The organism is Pseudomonas sp. FYR_5 (assembly GCF_043106315.1).
In the GTDB taxonomy this organism is placed as follows: domain Bacteria; phylum Pseudomonadota; class Gammaproteobacteria; order Pseudomonadales; family Pseudomonadaceae; genus Aquipseudomonas; species Aquipseudomonas putida_Y.
The window spans coordinates 1-15,464 of sequence record NZ_JBICMK010000091.1; the positions used below are offsets into that span (position 1 = coordinate 1).

13 protein-coding genes are annotated in these 15,464 nt (G+C 62.7%); 3 read left to right on the top strand and 10 right to left on the bottom strand.

The features are described from left to right. Window positions 1–66: 66 nt before the first annotated feature. Complete coding sequence (locus tag ACF8RA_RS17115) at window positions 67–2,658, bottom strand: glycosyltransferase (protein ID WP_392519380.1); 2,592 nt, start codon at window positions 2,656–2,658, stop codon at window positions 67–69. A gap of 119 nt (window positions 2,659–2,777) precedes the next feature. On the opposite strand from ACF8RA_RS17115, the gene tcdA reads away from it, so the two are divergent. Further along, complete coding sequence (gene tcdA / locus ACF8RA_RS17120) at window positions 2,778–3,587, top strand: tRNA cyclic N6-threonylcarbamoyladenosine(37) synthase TcdA (RefSeq protein WP_176682749.1); 810 nt, start codon at window positions 2,778–2,780, stop codon at window positions 3,585–3,587. A gap of 107 nt (window positions 3,588–3,694) precedes the next feature. Here the strand turns inward: tcdA and ACF8RA_RS17125 are convergent, their stop codons facing one another. The 6 genes from ACF8RA_RS17125 to graT all read right to left on the bottom strand — a co-directional run bounded on the left by ACF8RA_RS17125 (window position 3,695) and on the right by graT (window position 7,513). Beyond that, window positions 3,695–4,105, bottom strand: coding sequence for a SufE family protein (locus tag ACF8RA_RS17125; RefSeq protein ID WP_176682750.1), 411 nt, complete (start codon window positions 4,103–4,105; stop codon window positions 3,695–3,697). After that, complete coding sequence (locus tag ACF8RA_RS17130) at window positions 4,102–5,307, bottom strand: cysteine desulfurase (RefSeq protein ID WP_176682751.1); 1,206 nt, start codon at window positions 5,305–5,307, stop codon at window positions 4,102–4,104. The genes ACF8RA_RS17125 and ACF8RA_RS17130 overlap by 4 nt, the downstream gene beginning before the upstream one ends. 81 nt (window positions 5,308–5,388) lie before the next feature. Next, a complete protein-coding gene (dapD, locus tag ACF8RA_RS17135) occupies window positions 5,389–6,423 on the bottom strand; it encodes a 2,3,4,5-tetrahydropyridine-2,6-dicarboxylate N-succinyltransferase (RefSeq protein WP_019437665.1) in 1,035 nt (344 codons plus the stop codon). A gap of 31 nt (window positions 6,424–6,454) precedes the next feature. After that, window positions 6,455–6,802 carry an ArsC family reductase gene (locus tag ACF8RA_RS17140; protein ID WP_003252272.1) on the bottom strand — a complete coding sequence of 116 codons (348 nt, stop codon included), beginning with the start codon at window positions 6,800–6,802 and terminating at the stop codon, window positions 6,455–6,457. Window positions 6,803–6,926: 124 nt separating this feature from the next. Further along, entirely contained in the window at window positions 6,927–7,226 is a 300-nt protein-coding gene (gene graA, locus ACF8RA_RS17145) for a type II toxin-antitoxin system antitoxin GraA (RefSeq protein ID WP_003252274.1), read from the bottom strand. Window positions 7,227–7,234: 8 nt separating this feature from the next. Beyond that, window positions 7,235–7,513 (bottom strand): type II toxin-antitoxin system toxin GraT, encoded by a 279-nt coding sequence (gene graT / locus ACF8RA_RS17150; RefSeq protein WP_176682753.1) that lies wholly within the window; start codon window positions 7,511–7,513, stop codon window positions 7,235–7,237. Window positions 7,514–7,765: 252 nt separating this feature from the next. Here graT and ACF8RA_RS17155 point away from each other — a divergent pair, with 252 nt between their 5' ends. After that, complete coding sequence (locus ACF8RA_RS17155; RefSeq protein ID WP_176682754.1) at window positions 7,766–9,412, top strand: Na+/H+ antiporter; 1,647 nt, start codon at window positions 7,766–7,768, stop codon at window positions 9,410–9,412. A 105-nt stretch (window positions 9,413–9,517) separates the two neighbouring features. Here ACF8RA_RS17155 and dapC read toward each other — a convergent pair whose 3' ends face one another. The 3 genes from dapC to map are packed head-to-tail and all read right to left on the bottom strand — an operon-like array spanning window position 9,518 to window position 14,271. Then, complete coding sequence (gene dapC, locus ACF8RA_RS17160) at window positions 9,518–10,714, bottom strand: succinyldiaminopimelate transaminase (protein WP_392488425.1); 1,197 nt, start codon at window positions 10,712–10,714, stop codon at window positions 9,518–9,520. A 30-nt stretch (window positions 10,715–10,744) separates the two neighbouring features. Then, the gene (locus ACF8RA_RS17165; protein WP_392513987.1) at window positions 10,745–13,447 is read right to left on the bottom strand and encodes a [protein-PII] uridylyltransferase; all 2,703 of its coding nucleotides are present in this window, start codon (window positions 13,445–13,447) and stop codon (window positions 10,745–10,747) included. A gap of 41 nt (window positions 13,448–13,488) precedes the next feature. Further along, a complete protein-coding gene (gene map / locus ACF8RA_RS17170; RefSeq protein ID WP_003252286.1) occupies window positions 13,489–14,271 on the bottom strand; it encodes a type I methionyl aminopeptidase in 783 nt (260 codons plus the stop codon). Between the two features lie 346 nt (window positions 14,272–14,617). On the opposite strand from map, the gene rpsB reads away from it, so the two are divergent. Beyond that, window positions 14,618–15,355 carry a 30S ribosomal protein S2 gene (rpsB, locus tag ACF8RA_RS17175; RefSeq protein ID WP_003252287.1) on the top strand — a complete coding sequence of 246 codons (738 nt, stop codon included), beginning with the start codon at window positions 14,618–14,620 and terminating at the stop codon, window positions 15,353–15,355. The last annotated feature ends 109 nt before the right edge of the window (window positions 15,356–15,464 follow it).

Here is a 15,464-nt window from a genome sequence, read left to right on the forward strand (position 1 = left end):
GGGTATGCGGTTCCTTGTGGGAGCGGCCTTGCGTCGCGATAGGGGCGCAAAGCGCCCCTGACAATCTCAAGCCTGCTGCGGTTCGGCAGCCTTTTCCTGCGGCTTGGGTAACGACGACAGGAACGCCATCACCAGCGCTGCCACATAAGGCAACGACTGCACCAGCAACATCGCCACCCAGAAGCGCATGTCCGAGCTCGGCAGCCCCTGCACTAGGTAGATGCCCAGCGCCGCGCCCCACAGCAGCACCATGATGAACAGCTCTTCACGCGCTTCGGAAATTGCCACCAGCAACCCATGGCTGTCAGCATTCTTCGGCGTGCGGAAGAACGGCATGCTGCTGGTGAAGAAGCCATACAGAACCGCCTTGGCGATGGTGTGCGACAGTGCCAGCCCGGCCAGTGCAGCTGCGAAGGCATCCTTGAGGTTCACCCCCACCGCTCGGCGGTACAGGAAGACGATCTTGCCGACTTTGAAGAAGAACAGCGCCAGCGGCGGGATGGCGAAGATCATCAGTGGCGGGTCGACCCGATGCGGCACGATGATCATCGCCGCCGACCACAACAGCGCGCCGATGGTGAAGAAGATGTTCATGCCATCGGCGATCCACGGTAGCCAGCCGGCCAGGAAGTGGTAGCGCTGGCCACGGGTCAGCTGGCTGCCTTTGCCGCGCAGCAGCGCACCGGCGTGGTGCTTGATGATCTGGATGGCGCCGTAGGCCCAGCGGAAGCGTTGCTTCTTGAAGTCGATGAAGGTGTCGGGCATCAGGCCCTTGCCGTAGCTGTTGTGGGCGTAGGCGGCGGACAGGCCTTTCTCGAACACGCGCAGCCCCAGCTCGGCATCCTCGCAGATGCACCATTCGGCCCAGCCCAGTTCTTCCAGCACACTGCGCCGGGTCATGGTCATGGTGCCGTGCTGGATGATCGCGTCACGGTCGTTGCGGGTGACCATGCCGATGTGGAAGAAGCCCTTGTATTCGCTGTAGCACAGCTTCTTGAAGGCACTCTCGTGCTGGTCGCGGTAATCCTGCGGTGACTGCACCACGGCAATTTTCGGATCGGCGAAGTGCGGCACCATGTGCTTGAGCCAGTTGCGGTCGACGCAGTAGTCCGAGTCGATTACCGCGATCACTTCGGCGTCCTTGGCCGTGTGCGGGATCAGGTAATTCAGTGCACCGCCCTTGAAGCCGGCCAGAGGCGCGACGTGGAAGAACTTGAAGCGCTCGCCAAGCTTCTCGCAGTGGGCCTTGAGCGGCTCCCACACGGCCGGGTCCTTGGTGTTGTTGTCGATCACCAGTACTTCGTAGTCGGGGTAGTCCAGGGCGGCCAGGGCGTCGAGGGTCTGTTTCACCATCTCAGGTGGCTCGTTGTAGCACGGCACGTGCACCGACACCTTGGGCCGGTAGGCACTGTCGGCCTGCACGGGCAGGAATTCGCGGCGGCGCTTGTGTATCCAGACCGCCTCGGCCAGCTCGTGGGCTTCGGTGAGCAACACGATGAACACGCCCAGCGCGCCGAGGGCCAGCAGCACGCCCACGGTCAGGCTGAACCAGGTGCTGTATTGCTGGCTGTAGTCATAGGCGATCCACACCAGTACCGACCCGCACAGGAAGGTGATGAACGTCAGGAAGGTACGGCCACGCTGGCGCAGGGCCGAGCCATCGATGAACAGCACCATCAGGGCGATCATTGCCAGCACCACCGACGCCACTGCCAGGGCCCGCCACTGCGGGATCGCCACCACGGGGCCGTCGAAGTTGAACTTCTGCTGGCGCTCGGCGTTGTAGACGCCCCAGTAGGCGCCTACCGAGCCTTCGTCGCTGGCCTTCCAGGGTTGGTCATAGGCTTCAATGACAAAGTAGTTGTAGCCACGGCGGTTGAGGGTATTGACCAGGGTGCGCAAGTAGATGGCCTGGTCGGCCTGTGTGGCATCGGCACCACCGCGCATGCGGCCGTTGCTCGGCCAGCCGACTTCCGACAGCAGCAGGGGTTTGCGCGGGAACTGGTGCTTCAGTTCACGGGCGCGGTCGAGGACGAACTCGACCGAGTCCTTCATTGGCACGAACTCCCAGTAGGGCAGGATGTGCGCGGCAATCAGGTCGACGTGCCTGGCCAGCTCAGGGTGTTCCTTCCAGATGTGCCATTGTTCACTGGTGGTCACAGGCACCTTCACGGCTGCGCGTACCCGGTCCAGGTATTTGATCAGGTTTTCCGGTGTGACTTCTTCACGGAACAGCGCCTCGTTGCCGACCACCACCCGCACCACGCTGCGCGAGGTATTGGCCAGCTGGATGGCCGTGGCGATCTCGCGCTCGTTGCGCTCCAGGTCCGGGCTGATCCATATCCCCAGCGTCACCCGCAGGCCGAACTCTTCGGCCAGGCGCGGGATGTCGGCCTGAGTGCCCTCCACGGTGTAGATACGGATGCTGTCGGTCAGTTTGCTCAGTTGCTCCAGGTCCTGGCGCAGTTCTTCGTCAGTGGGGTACTGACCCTTCTGCGGGCTTTCGCCCAGGCGGAACGGCGAATACGAAAAGCCAGAAATCTGTTCTGGCCAGGCGGGGGCGAAGACCGGGCGGTTGATCAGTGCCCAGAACCCGGTGAACAGTGCGGCGATGGCCAGCACCACTACCAGGTTCAGGCCGAATTTACGTGAAGGCATCGTCGTCCATTTGTGGCGAAGTGGTAGGACATTAAAGCAGTGTTGGTAGTCTCTTTCCTAACGATGCAGGCCTTGGGGCTGCTGGCATATAATGCGTGCCGGTTTTTTGGGGTATGAACATGAGCACAGAAGATCCACGCTTTGCCGGCGTTGCCCGGTTGTATGGCGACCAAGGGCTGCAGCGGCTGGGCCAGGCCCATGTGGGCGTGGTCGGTATCGGCGGGGTGGGCTCGTGGGTGGCCGAAGCGCTGGCCCGCAGCGGCGTGGGCGAAATCACCCTGTTCGACCTGGACGATGTCTGTGTCAGCAACACCAACCGCCAGGCCCATGCGCTGGAAGGGCAGGTGGGGCGGCCCAAGGTCGAGGTCATGGCCGAGCGCCTGCGGGCGATCAACCCCGGGTGCACGGTGCATGCGGTGGCCGACTTCGTCACCCGCGAGACCATGGCCGAATACATCACCGAGCACCTCGACTGCGTGATCGACTGCATCGACAGCGTCATGGCCAAGGCGGCGCTGATCGCCTGGTGTCGGCGGCGCAAGATTGCCATTGTCACTACCGGTGGCGCGGGTGGCCAGATCGACCCGACGCAGATCCAGATCGCCGACCTGAACAAGACCTTCAACGACCCGTTGGCGTCACGGGTGCGTTCCACCCTGCGCCGCGACTACAACTTTTCGCGTAACGTCAGCCGCAACTATGGCGTGCCGTGCGTGTTCTCCAGCGAACAGCTGCGTTACCCCAAGGGTGATGGCAGCGTTTGCTTGCAGAAAAGCTTCGTGGGTGAGGGCGTGCGCCTGGACTGCTCGGGTGGCTTTGGTGCAGTGATGATGGTGACCGCGACCTTTGGCATGGTAGCGGCGAGCAAGGCGATCGAGAAGCTGGTGGCTGGAGCGCGCCGGCCGTCGGAACGGGTCAAGCCTGAATAGACCGCGTGGGCGTCTTCGCGGGCCCGCCCGCTCCCACACTGCATCTCTCTCAAGCATGACACCGTACCTGTGGGAGCGGGCAGGCCCGCGAAGAAACCGGCGCCGATTCAGCGGTTGGACGCCAACTCCGCCATCCGCTGCAACACCGCATGCAGCCCATTGCTGCGCGACGGCGACAATTGGCGTTCCAGCCCGAGCTGGGTAAACCACTCGCGCAGATCAATCCCGGCCAGCTCCTCACTGGCCAGTCCCTGCACCCGCACCAGCAACAGCGCCAGCAGCCCACGCAACAAGCGGGCATCGCTGCTGGCCTTGAACCGCCATACTCCCTCGATCTGCTCGGCCACCAGCCACACCAGGCTCTCGCAGCCATGCACCCGGTTGGCCTCGGTCCTTTCGGCATCAGCCAGCGGCTCCAGGCGGTCACCCCACTGCATCAGCAACCGAGCACGCTGTTCCCAGCCTTTGCCCTGTTGAAAAGCTACCAGCGCTTGATGCGCCTGTTCCGGCAGGCTCATCGCAACAGCTCCAGGCCTTGATCCAGCGCGTCGAAGAAATGTTGCAAGTCATCGCTGTCGTTGTACAAACCCAGCGACACCCGTATCGCGCCCTCCAGCCCCATCCCCTTCAGCAGTGGCATGGCACAGTGGTGACCGGCACGCACGGCAATGCCCTGTTCAGTCAGCAGATGAGCGATATCGGCGTTGTGCACGCCCTCGATGACGAAACTGGCCAGGGCCGTCTGCGGTGCACCCAACACCCGCACACCTTCGCGGTCGCCCAGGCCACGCAGCAGGTGCTGGTGCAGGTTGGCTTCATGCGCTGCGACCGCATGGGCATCGAGGCTGGCCAGGTAGTCCAGTGTCGCGCCCAGGCCTATCACTCCGGCAATGGGCGGCGTACCCGCCTCGAATCCCAGGGGCGCGGGGCGGAAGCTGGCGCTGTGGTATTCGGCCAACTGCACCATCTCGCCACCGAACTGCCAGTGGCGCAACAGCTCCAGGGCCTGGGCGCGACCATAGAGCACGCCGACGCCGTCTGGACCGTACAACTTGTGGCTGGAAAACACATAGAAGTCGCAGCCCAGTTGCTGCATGTCATGGCGACCATGCACCACGCCTTGGGCACCATCGACCACAGTCAGCGCGCCCTGGGCGCGGGCATGGGCCAGTAGCGCTGGTAGCGGCTGCCAGGTACCCAGCACGTTGGACAGCTGGCTGACGGCGAGCACCCGGGTGCGCGGGCCGATCAGTTGCAGTGCCTGTTCCTGGTCGATACGGCCATGGGCATCCAGCGGCAGCACCACCAGGCGCAGGTTGCGCCGGTGCGCCAGCTGTTGCCAGGGCAGTAGGTTGGCATGGTGCTCCAGGGCACTGACGGCAATTTCGTCACCGGCTTCGAGGCGGTGCTCCAGGCCATAGGCCAGCAGGTTCAGCGCCGAGGTAGCACCGTGGGTGAACACGATCTGCCGCGAGTCTGCGGCATTGAGCCAGGCGGCGACCTTGTCGCGGCTGGTTTCGAAGGCCTGGGTCGCCAGCGCGCCGGGCAAATGCTGGGCGCGGTGCACGTTGGCCGCGCCATGGCCGTAGTAATGGCTCAGGGCGTCGAGCAGGGCTTGCGGCTTCTGGGTGGTGGCTGCGCTGTCCAGGTATGTCTGGTGCTGCCGTTGCAGGGCGGCGATGGCGGGAAAGTCGGCACGCCAGGGAGAGGGCTGAAACATGTTTGCGAGGCCTGGAATGAAAATCGGGTCTGGTGCATTGGCGCCAGACCCGATCTTAACACCTCAAACCCGGCAAGGTTCTCAGTTGTGAGCGTGCAGCGCTTCGTTCAGCTCGATGGCCGACTTGTGGGTCTTGCACTCTACCGCGCCATTGAGCGAGTTGCGACGGAACAGCAGGTCGGTCTGACCAGCCAGGTCGCGGGCCTTGACCACTTTGACCAGCTCGTTGTTCTCGTCCAGCAGGTTCACCTTGGTGCCCGCGGTGATGTACAGGCCGGCTTCGACGGTGTTGCGGTCGCCCAGCGGAATACCGATACCTGCGTTGGCGCCGATCAGGCAACCCTCGCCAACCTTGATGACGATGTTGCCGCCACCGGACAGGGTGCCCATGGTCGAGCAGCCGCCGCCCAGGTCCGAACCTTTGCCAACGAATACGCCAGCGGAAACGCGGCCTTCGATCATGCCCGGGCCTTCGGTGCCAGCATTAAAGTTGACGAAGCCTTCGTGCATGATGGTGGTGCCTTCGCCGATGTAGGCACCCAGGCGCACACGGGCGGTGTCGGCGATACGCACGCCGGCCGGTACCACGTAGTCGGTCATTTTCGGGAACTTGTCCACCGAGAACACTTCCAGCAGCTCGCCCTTCAGGCGTGCTTCCAGTTGCAGCTCGGCCAGCTCGCCCAGGTCGACTGCGCCCTGGTTGGTCCAGGCCACGTTCGGCAGCAGCGGGAAGATGCCGGCCAGGCTTACGCCATGCGGTTTGACCAGTCGGTGCGACAGCAGGTGCAGCTTGAGGTAGGCCTCTGGAGTCGAGCTCAGGGCAGCGTCTTCGGCCAGCAGGGTGGCGACCAGCGGCTTGTGGCTTTCGGCCAGGCGGGTCAGCAGGGCGGCCTGGGCGGCGTCCACGCCTTTTACGGCTTCGGCCAGTTGCGCGGCCTGGGCGTTGCTGAAGGCGATGGCCTGGTTGCCACCTTCGTAACCGAGAACAGGGGCGACTGCAGCAACCAGTTCGGCGCTCGGGTTGAGCAGCGGTTGTGCGTAGAACACTTCCAGCCAGGCGCCCTGGCGGTTCTGGGAGCCGACACCGAAGGCCAGGCTGAACAGGGTATTGGACATGTGATTACCTCGTGCGAAATAGGGTGGGGGCTCAGGCCAGGGCAGCGGCGTACAGGTCGGGCTTGAAGCCAACCAGGGTACGCGCGCCAAGGTCGAGCACCGGGCGTTTGATCATCGACGGCTGGGCCAGCATCAGCTCGACGGCCTTGGCCTGGTCGAGGTCTGCCTTGCTGGCGTCGTCCAGCTTGCGGAAGGTGGTGCCGGCACGGTTGAGGATGACTTCCCAGCCGTGTTCGTCGCACCAGCGGTTCAGGCTGTCACGGTCGATGCCTTGGGTTTTGTAATCATGGAATTCGTAGGCGATGGCTTTGTCTTCGAGCCAGGTACGCGCCTTTTTCATGGTGTCACAGGCTTTGATGCCGTAGAGCGTGTAGGTCATTGTGTACATTGGGGTTACAAGTCGCCCCAATCTCTCCGTTTTTCGATGTCAGTCGCGGGATTATGCGGGAACGATCCTCGCGGCGCCACGCCCGTGGCGCCCCTGTTTATTGATCAGGATGTGTTCAAGCGACCAGGCGCTGGACCGACCCGATGATCTCATCGCCGTGTTGCTGTTCGGCTGTGCGCAGGTCGAAGGCCGTCTGCAGGTTGAGCCAGAACTCAGGGGTGGTGTCCAGGCAGATGGACAGACGCAGTGCCATGTCGGCGGATACACCGCCCCGTTCGCGCAGGATGTTGTTGACGGTTGGCGTTGCTACACCCAACGCCCTGGCCAGAGCCGCGGCGCTGAAGCCCATTTCCTTCTGGAAGTCCTCCCGCAGGATTTCACCCGGATGGATTGGACGCATACCGTTCTTGAGCATGATGCACCTCAGTGGTAATCGACAATTTCAACGTTAACTGGCCCGTGTTCTGTCCAGGTGAAGCACAACCGCCATTGGTCATTTACACGGATACTGTGTTGGCCGGCGCGGTTGCCGCTCAGTGACTCGAGGCGGTTGCCAGGTGGCGACCTAAGGTCTCGCAACTCTGTTGCGGCATCGAGCATGGCCAGTTTGCGCTCCGCGACTGACTTGATATCTGACCAACGCCGTGTCTTTCCCGTTGTGAAGAGCGCTTCCGTGTCGGCACAGCTAAAGCTTCGAATCATGCGCCTGAATGCTTAACGTTATTCGTTAATGTCGATTATACGACGGGATCGCTGTAGTTCAAGTCTTCAATAACGGGGCACGCGACTCGCAAGCTCCGGTCACATCTGCTGGGTATCATCATGTTACATATTCACCCGTCACCTGCGACTATCGTGCAGCGGCCCCGAACCGTCGGTCGCCGCTAACATATTGTTCCAATGGCGATGTCTCGCCTTGATATAGTTTCTGGTTCACAAAGGAAGCTTTCCCGGATGCAGTCCGCCTACACCGTTCTCATCCTGCTGACGCTGGTCAGCCTGTCGAAGCTGGTCGGCCGTGTGATCCCGCTGCCATTGCCGCTGGTACAGATTGCCGCCGGTGCCTTGCTGGCGTGGCCGACGCTGGGCCTGCATGTAGCCCTTGACCCCGAATTGTTCCTGTTCCTGTTCCTGCCTCCGCTGCTGTTCGCCGACGGCTGGCGCATCCCCAAGCGTGAGTTATGGCGCATTCGTGGCCCGGTAGTGGCGCTGGCCGTGGGGCTGGTGTTGTTCACCGTGGTCGGCGCCGGTTACTTCATCCACTGGTTGCTGCCGAGCATCCCGTTGCCGGTGGCTTTCGCCCTGGCCGCAGTGCTTTCGCCGACCGACGCCGTGGCCGTTTCGGCCATTGCCCAGGACCGCCTGCCCACTCCCCTGATGCACATGCTGCAGGGCGAGGCGCTGATGAACGACGCGTCGGGCCTGGTAACCTTCAAGTTCGCCTTGGCGGCGGCGATCACCGGGGTGTTTTCGTTGGCTGACGCCGGCTTCAGCTTCGTGTTGGTCGCACTGGGCGGCCTTGCGGTGGGCGTGATACTGAGCTGGTTGATCGGTCGCCTGCGCATGTGGATGATCACCCGGGGCTGGGACGATCCAGCTACCCATGTGGTCTTCATGCTGCTGCTGCCGTTCGCCGCCTACGTGCTGGCCGAGCGCCTGGGCGTTTCGGGTATTCTCTCGGCGGTGGCGGCCGGCATGATGCAGAGCTGGCTCGACCTGCTGCCGCGTCAGACCAGTACCCGCCTGCTCAACCGCAGTGTGTGGTCGTTGCTGGAGTTTGCCTTCAATGGCCTGATCTTCCTGCTGTTGGGCTTGCAGTTGCCAGACATCATCAAGGCTGTGGTCAGCCACGAAGCGACCCTCTGGCCGACATTGGCCTACCGCTGCCTGGACGTGGTGGCGATCTTTGCCGCACTGATTCTGTTGCGGTTCATCTGGGTCCAGAGTATCTGGCGCTCGATCGGTGTGGTCCGTCGCTGGCGCGGCAAGCCGGCACTGGTGCTGATGCCTACGGCGCGTTCCTGCTGGTTGCTGACCTTGGGTGGTGTGCGCGGCGCTGTCACCCTGGCGGGTGTCATGTCGATCCCGTTGCTGATAGGGGCTGGGTCAGCTTTCCCGGAGCGTGACCTGCTTATCTTCATTGCTGCGGGGGTAATACTGCTGTCGTTGATCAGTGCCTGCCTTGCCCTGCCGCTGTTACTGCGAGGGGTGACCAAGAGCCCTGACGAGCGCTTGCATCAAGAGGTGCAGGAAGCCTGGCGGCGCACAGCCGAGGCGGCGATTCATGCCTTGGAGGCAGAAGAGGTGATCGACAGCAACGCACCGCAGGATGCTGCGCAGGCAACCTTGGCGACCGAGTTGAAGGCGCGCTTGATGGCTGAATACCGGGATGAGCTGGAAAGCTACGACGACAGTGCCGAAGCCAAGGCCCTGGCCGCACAGATGGACTTGCTGGAGCGGCGTTTACGCTTGCGTGCCCTGAGGGCCCAGCGGCTGGAGCTGTACAACCTGCATCGTCAGCACCTGGTGGGCGATGAGGTGGTGCGGCAAGTACTGGGTGAGCTGGATATGAGTGAGGCGAACCTGGGTTCAGTCAAGTAGACCCTATCAAGGCCCTTCGCGGGCGCGCCCGCTCCCACAGGTACTGCGCTGCGCTTGAAATCAGCGCAGTACCTGTGGGAGCGGGCGTGCCCGCGAAGGGGTTGATCAGCGGTTTTGCAGGAAGGCGCGAATCCGCTCCGCCGCCTCGATGCATTCGGCCAGTGGCGCAACCAGTGCCATGCGCACGCGCCCGGCACCCGGGTTCACCCCGTCCACTTCACGCGACAGGTACGACCCCGGTACCACGGTCACATGCTGGGCTTCGAACAGGTCACGGGTGAACTCGGCATCGTCGCCCGGTACCTTGGCCCACAGGTAGAAACTGCCGTCCGGGCGTTGCACGTCCAGTACCGGCTGCAGAATATCCAGCACGGCATCGTACTTGGCCCGGTATTGGTCGCGGTTGTCGCGCACATGCGCCTCGTCCTGCCAGGCGGCGATGCTGGCCAGTTGGGTTTGTACCGGCATCGCGCAGCCGTGGTAGGTGCGGTACAGCAGAAACGGCTTGATGATCCGGGCATCGCCGGCGACGAAGCCCGAGCGCAGCCCTGGCAGGTTGGAGCGCTTGGACAGGCTGTGGAACACCACGCAGCGCGCAAAATCGCTACGGCCTAGCTCGGCGCATGCCGTCAGCAGGCCTGGCGGTGGCGCGTCTTCGTCGAAGTACAGCTCGCTGTAGCACTCGTCGGCGGCGATCACGAAGTCGTGCTCGTCAGCCAGGGCAATCAGCTTCTTCAGGGTGTTCATCGGCACCAGCGCACCCGTAGGGTTGCCCGGCGAGCACAGGAACAGGATCTGGCAACGCTTCCACACTTCGGCCGGTACGGCGTCGAAGTCCGGGTTGAAACCGTTGTTCTCCAGGCACGGCAGGTAGTGCGGGGTGGCGCCGGCCAGCAGCGCTGCGCCTTCGTAGATCTGGTAGAACGGGTTGGGGCTGACCACCAGGCCTTCATCGGCGCGGTTGACCACGGCCTGGGTGAAGGCGAACAGCGCTTCACGGGTGCCGTTGACCGGCAGGATGTGGCGGTCGGCGTCCAGCCAGCCGGTCGGCACGCCAAAACGTCGTTCGCACCACTGACCGATGGCCTGGCGCAGGGCTGGCAAGCCGATGGTGCTGGGATAAACCGCCAGCTTGTCGAGGTTGTCGGCCATGGCCTGGGCGACGAACGCCGGCGATTCGTGCTTCGGCTCACCGATCGACAGGGCGATGGCGCGTTTGTCCGCCGCGGGCTTCACGCTGCCCAGCAGGGCACGAAGCTTTTCGAACGGATAGGGCTGAAGCTGGGTCAAGGCATGGTTCATCGGCGCGAGGTCTCGTCAATCGTCTAATCGTTAAATGGTCACGCGGGTCTGGCTGGTGTCGCTACCTTGGCCGGCCTGCAGTTGCTGCACGATGGCTTCCTGCAGGCGGCTGCACAGTTGCGGGTCTGACAGCGGCTGGTTGTCGGCATCGGTAATGAAGAACACGTCTTCAACCCGCTCGCCGAGGGTGGCGATCTTGGCGTTTTGCAGCGACAGGTCGAACTCCAGGAAGATCCGCCCCAGTCGGGCCAGCAGGCCCGGGCGGTCTGGCGCGGTGATTTCGAGGATGGTCACTGGCCGCTGGGCATCGTTGAGGATGGTCACTTGCGGCGGGAAGTCGAAGTGCTTGAGCTGCCGCGGCACCCGGCGCTGGATGATGGTCGGGTAGTCCTCGGGGTTGCGCAGCGCTTCGGTCAGGCCGTCGCGAATCTGCTTGACCCTCTTCGGGTTGTCGCCGATCGAGCCACCGTCGTTGTCCAGCACAATGTAGGTGTCGAGGGTGAACTGGCTGCTCGACGTGATGATCCGTGCGTCGTGGATGTTCAGGTTCAACTGCGACATGGCCGCCACCGTCACGGCGAAGAAATCGTGCTGGTCGGGGGCATAGATGAAGATCTGCGTGCCGCCTTCGAACTCGCGCTGGGTGGTTTCCTTGATCAGCACCAGCGGCCCGCCGTCGGCCGGTTGCTGCAGGATCGCATCCGTGTGCCAGGCCACGTCGGCGGCTGTGTGCTTGAGGAAATAGTCATCGCCCAGTTGCGCCCATAGCTGCTCGACGTCGTCCGGGTCGGTGCCCTCGCGCACCAGGATATCCAGCGCTGACGACTGGGTCTGGCGAATCTGCTCTTCGCGGTCCAGCGGGTTTTCCAGGCCGCGGCGCAGGGCGCGCTTGGTCTCGGTGTACAGCTGGCGCAGCAGGCTGGCCCGCCACGAGTTCCACAGGCTCGGGTTGGTGGCGTTGATGTCGGCCACGGTCAGCACGTACAGGTAGTCAAGGCGCGTCTCGTCGCCCACGTGCAGGGCAAAGTCGTTGATCACCTGTGGGTCGGACAAGTCCTTGCGCTGGGCGGTAGTCGACATCACCAGGTGGTTCTGCACCAGCCAGACGATCAGGCGGCTGTCCCAGGCCGGCAACTGGTGCCGTTCGCAGAACTTCTGCGCGTCCACCGCACCGATTTCCGAGTGGTCGCCCTGGCGACCCTTGCCGATGTCGTGGTACAGGCCGGCCAGGTAGATCAACTCGGGTTTGGGCAGGCGCCCCATGAGCTTGCTGGCCAGCGGGAATTTCTCGGACACCGGCGTGTATTGCAGCTTGCGCAGGTGCTTGATGAGGTTGAGGGTGTGCGCGTCGACCGTATAGATGTGGAACAGGTCATGCTGCATCTGCCCGACGATCAGGCCGAACTCTGGCAGGTAGCGGCCAAGAATGCCGTAGCGGTTCATCCGGCGCAGGTTGCGGTGGATGCCGATTTCGCACTTGAACAGCTCGATGAACAGGCTGGTATTGCGGATATCGGTGCGGAACGTGTCATCGATCAGGTGGCGGTGTTCGCGCAGCAAGCGCACGGTATCGGCACGCACCCCCTTGATCTCGGGGTGTTGGGCCATCAGTACGAAAATTTCCAGCATGGCGAACGGCGTGCGCTTGAACACGTTCGGGTTGGCGGCCTCTATATAGCCGTCATGCAGGCGGAACCGCGCGTTCAGCGGCTGGGTGCTGCCACTCTCCTCGTCGGCGAGGATAACTTCTTCGAAGTGCTGGATGATCAGGTCGCACAGCTGGCTGATGCTCATCACCACCCGGTAGTACTGCTGCATGAACTGTTCGATCGCCCGCTTGGGGTTTTCATCGCTGTAGCCCAGCAGCGTGGCGATGCTGCGCTGGTGGTCGAACAGCAGGCGGTCTTCGGCGCGTCCGGCCAGCATGTGCAGGGCATAACGGACTTTCCAGAGGAAGTCCTGGGACGAAGCCAGCAGTTCATTCTCGCTTTCCAGCAAGAAGCCTTCGCCGGCCAGTGCATGCAGGTTGAGCGTCCCGTACTGGCGGCGGGCCACCCAAAGGACCGTCTGGATGTCACGCAGGCCGCCTGGCGAACCCTTGACGTTGGGTTCGAGGTTGTACTCCGTGTCGTTGTACTTGTGGTGGCGGGCCTTGAGTTCGGCGCGCTTGGCCAGGAAGAATTCCTTGCTCGGCCACATTTGCGCGGTGCTGGTGACTTCCAGCATGCGCTGGCGCAAGGCCTCGGGGCCGGCGATGGTGCGGCTTTCCATCAGGTTGGTGATTACCGTCAGGTCGGCGCGGGCCTGTTCGGCGCACTCGTCGACGGTGCGCACGCTCTGGCCGACTTCCAGGCCAATGTCCCACAGCAAGGTCAGAAAGCGCTCAATGGCGTCGCGGTACTGTTCGTGCTCGGCCGCGCCCAGCAGAATCAGCAGGTCGATGTCCGAGTGCGGGTGCAGTTCACCGCGCCCGTAGCCGCCCACCGCAACCAGGGCAATGCCGCTCTGGTCGCCCCAGTCGAACTGGTTCCACGCCTGTTGCAGGATATTGTCGACGAGCCAGGCGCGGGCCTCGATCAGCGGGCGGATGTCGCTGCCGGCGCTAAAACGTTTGTCGAGCACCTCGCCGGCCAGGCGGATGGCTTTCTTGAAGGCGGCGATGGGGCTCGCCTTGAGGGCCAGTTCCGCCTGGAACTGGCCACGGTCGAACAGCTCGGGGTCCACCTGGGGCATCGCGTCACGTTCCTGTCGTGGGGTGGCCTGTCGGGGTGCGGTCAGGCCGAAGTGCGCGGGATGGTGTCGTCCTTGCGCAGGGTGAAGATTTCGTAGCCGGTCGCGGTCACCACCAGGGTGTGTTCCCACTGGGCCGAGAGCTTGCGGTCCTTGGTGATGGCGGTCCAGCCGTCGCCCAGCACCTTGGTGTCGGCCTTGCCCTGGTTGATCATCGGCTCGATGGTGAAGGTCATGCCTTCCTTCAGCTCCATGCCCGTGCCAGCGCGGCCGTAGTGGAGGATCTGTGGCTCTTCGTGGAACACCTTGCCAATGCCATGACCGCAGAACTCGCGCACCACCGAGAAACCGTTCTTTTCCGCGTGCTTCTGGATCACTTCACCGATGTCGCCCAGGCGGCAGCCCGGCTTGACCAGTTCGATGGCCTTGTACATGCATTCCTGAGTGACCTTGGACAGGCGCTCGGCCCAGACCGGCACGTTACCGACGTGGAACATGCGGCTGGTGTCGCCGTGGTAGCCGTCCTTGATCACGGTGACATCGATATTGAGCGTGTCACCGTCCTTGAGCGGCTTGTCGTTGGGGATGCCGTGGCAGACCACATGGTTGATCGAGGTGCAGATCGACTTCGGGTAGCCCTTGTAGTTGAGCGGTGCCGGAATGGCCTGCTGGACGTTGACGATATAGTCGTGGCACAGGCGGTCGAGCTCTTCGGTGGTGACACCGGGCTTGACGTGCTCTTCGATCATTTCCAGCACTTCGGCGGCCAGGCGGCCAGCGATGCGCATCTTCTCGATGTCTTCTGCGGTCTTGATGGTGACGGTCATTACAGGCTCTCTACGGCGCCGTGCACGGCGCGAACAAACGGGAAAGGCCGGATTCTAGCAGAGCAGGGCGCCGATCGGTCGGGATAAAGGCGGCCATGCTGTTGTCTACAGCTGGCATTCTGGCGCGAAAGCCGGGGTGCTGCAAAAAGTGCTGACAGACGCAACAGTATCCGGGTTCCGTTCGCTCGCGGTCTGTGGTATAAAATGCGCCGCTTTCGGGGACGACCCCGTCAGCACTTAACCCACACACGTGTCGACACGATGACCTGGGTGCCCCGAGTTGCAGAATTCGCGGGTTGGTCATTGGGATACGTGGAGGCCCAACCCGACTTATCAAGGAACTATCATGTCCCAAGTCAACATGCGCGATATGCTGAAGGCCGGTGTGCACTTCGGCCACCAGACCCGTTACTGGAACCCGAAAATGGGCAAGTACATTTTCGGCGCGCGTAACAAGATCCACATCGTCAACCTGGAAAAAACCCTGCCAATGTTCAACGACGCTCTGTCGTTCGTAGAGCGCCTGGCCCAGGGCAAGAACAAGATCCTGTTCGTCGGCACCAAGCGTTCCGCCGGCAAGATCGTCGCCGAGCAAGCAGCTCGTTGCGGTTCGCCGTACGTTGACCACCGTTGGTTGGGCGGCATGCTGACCAACTACAAGACCATCCGCGCTTCGATCAAGCGTCTGCGCGACCTGGAAACCCAGGCCGAAGACGGCACTTTCGCCAAGCTGACCAAGAAAGAAGCCCTGATGCGCTCCCGCGACCTGGAAAAACTGGATCGCAGCCTGGGTGGCATCAAGGACATGGGCGGTCTGCCAGACGCTCTGTTCGTTATCGACGTTGATCACGAGCGCATCGCGATCACCGAAGCCAACAAGCTGGGTATCCCGGTTATCGGCGTTGTCGATACCAACAGCAGCCCGGAAGGTGTTGACTACATCATCCCAGGTAACGATGACGCCATTCGCGCTATCGAGCTGTACATGACTTCGATGGCTGACGCAGTCATCCGCGGCCGCAACAACGTTGCCGGCGGCACCGAAGTTTACGCTGAAGAAGCGGCTGCACCTGCTGCTGAGTAATAGGCGCTAGCGTCTACTTGGCACGCAAAAAGGGGGCTTTGCCCCCTTTTTGCCACCTTGAAATCCTGCTGTCAGCATCGGCCCCGCATCATGGGCCTGCTGAAATGAA

What these genes read in the sequence shown, in the direction of transcription:
- ACF8RA_RS17115 (WP_392519380.1), bottom strand. Translation starts at nt 2,658, where the DNA reads ATGCCTTCACGTAAATTCGGCCTGAACCTGGTAGTGGTGCTGGCCATC.
- tcdA (WP_176682749.1), top strand. Translation starts at nt 2,778, where the DNA reads ATGAGCACAGAAGATCCACGCTTTGCCGGCGTTGCCCGGTTGTATGGC.
- ACF8RA_RS17125 (WP_176682750.1), bottom strand. Translation starts at nt 4,105, where the DNA reads ATGAGCCTGCCGGAACAGGCGCATCAAGCGCTGGTAGCTTTTCAACAG.
- ACF8RA_RS17130 (WP_176682751.1), bottom strand. Translation starts at nt 5,307, where the DNA reads ATGTTTCAGCCCTCTCCCTGGCGTGCCGACTTTCCCGCCATCGCCGCC.
- dapD (WP_019437665.1), bottom strand. Translation starts at nt 6,423, where the DNA reads ATGTCCAATACCCTGTTCAGCCTGGCCTTCGGTGTCGGCTCCCAGAAC.
- ACF8RA_RS17140 (WP_003252272.1), bottom strand. Translation starts at nt 6,802, where the DNA reads ATGACCTACACGCTCTACGGCATCAAAGCCTGTGACACCATGAAAAAG.
- graA (WP_003252274.1), bottom strand. Translation starts at nt 7,226, where the DNA reads ATGCTCAAGAACGGTATGCGTCCAATCCATCCGGGTGAAATCCTGCGG.
- graT (WP_176682753.1), bottom strand. Translation starts at nt 7,513, where the DNA reads ATGATTCGAAGCTTTAGCTGTGCCGACACGGAAGCGCTCTTCACAACG.
- ACF8RA_RS17155 (WP_176682754.1), top strand. Translation starts at nt 7,766, where the DNA reads ATGCAGTCCGCCTACACCGTTCTCATCCTGCTGACGCTGGTCAGCCTG.
- dapC (WP_392488425.1), bottom strand. Translation starts at nt 10,714, where the DNA reads ATGAACCATGCCTTGACCCAGCTTCAGCCCTATCCGTTCGAAAAGCTT.
- ACF8RA_RS17165 (WP_392513987.1), bottom strand. Translation starts at nt 13,447, where the DNA reads ATGCCCCAGGTGGACCCCGAGCTGTTCGACCGTGGCCAGTTCCAGGCG.
- map (WP_003252286.1), bottom strand. Translation starts at nt 14,271, where the DNA reads ATGACCGTCACCATCAAGACCGCAGAAGACATCGAGAAGATGCGCATC.
- rpsB (WP_003252287.1), top strand. Translation starts at nt 14,618, where the DNA reads ATGTCCCAAGTCAACATGCGCGATATGCTGAAGGCCGGTGTGCACTTC.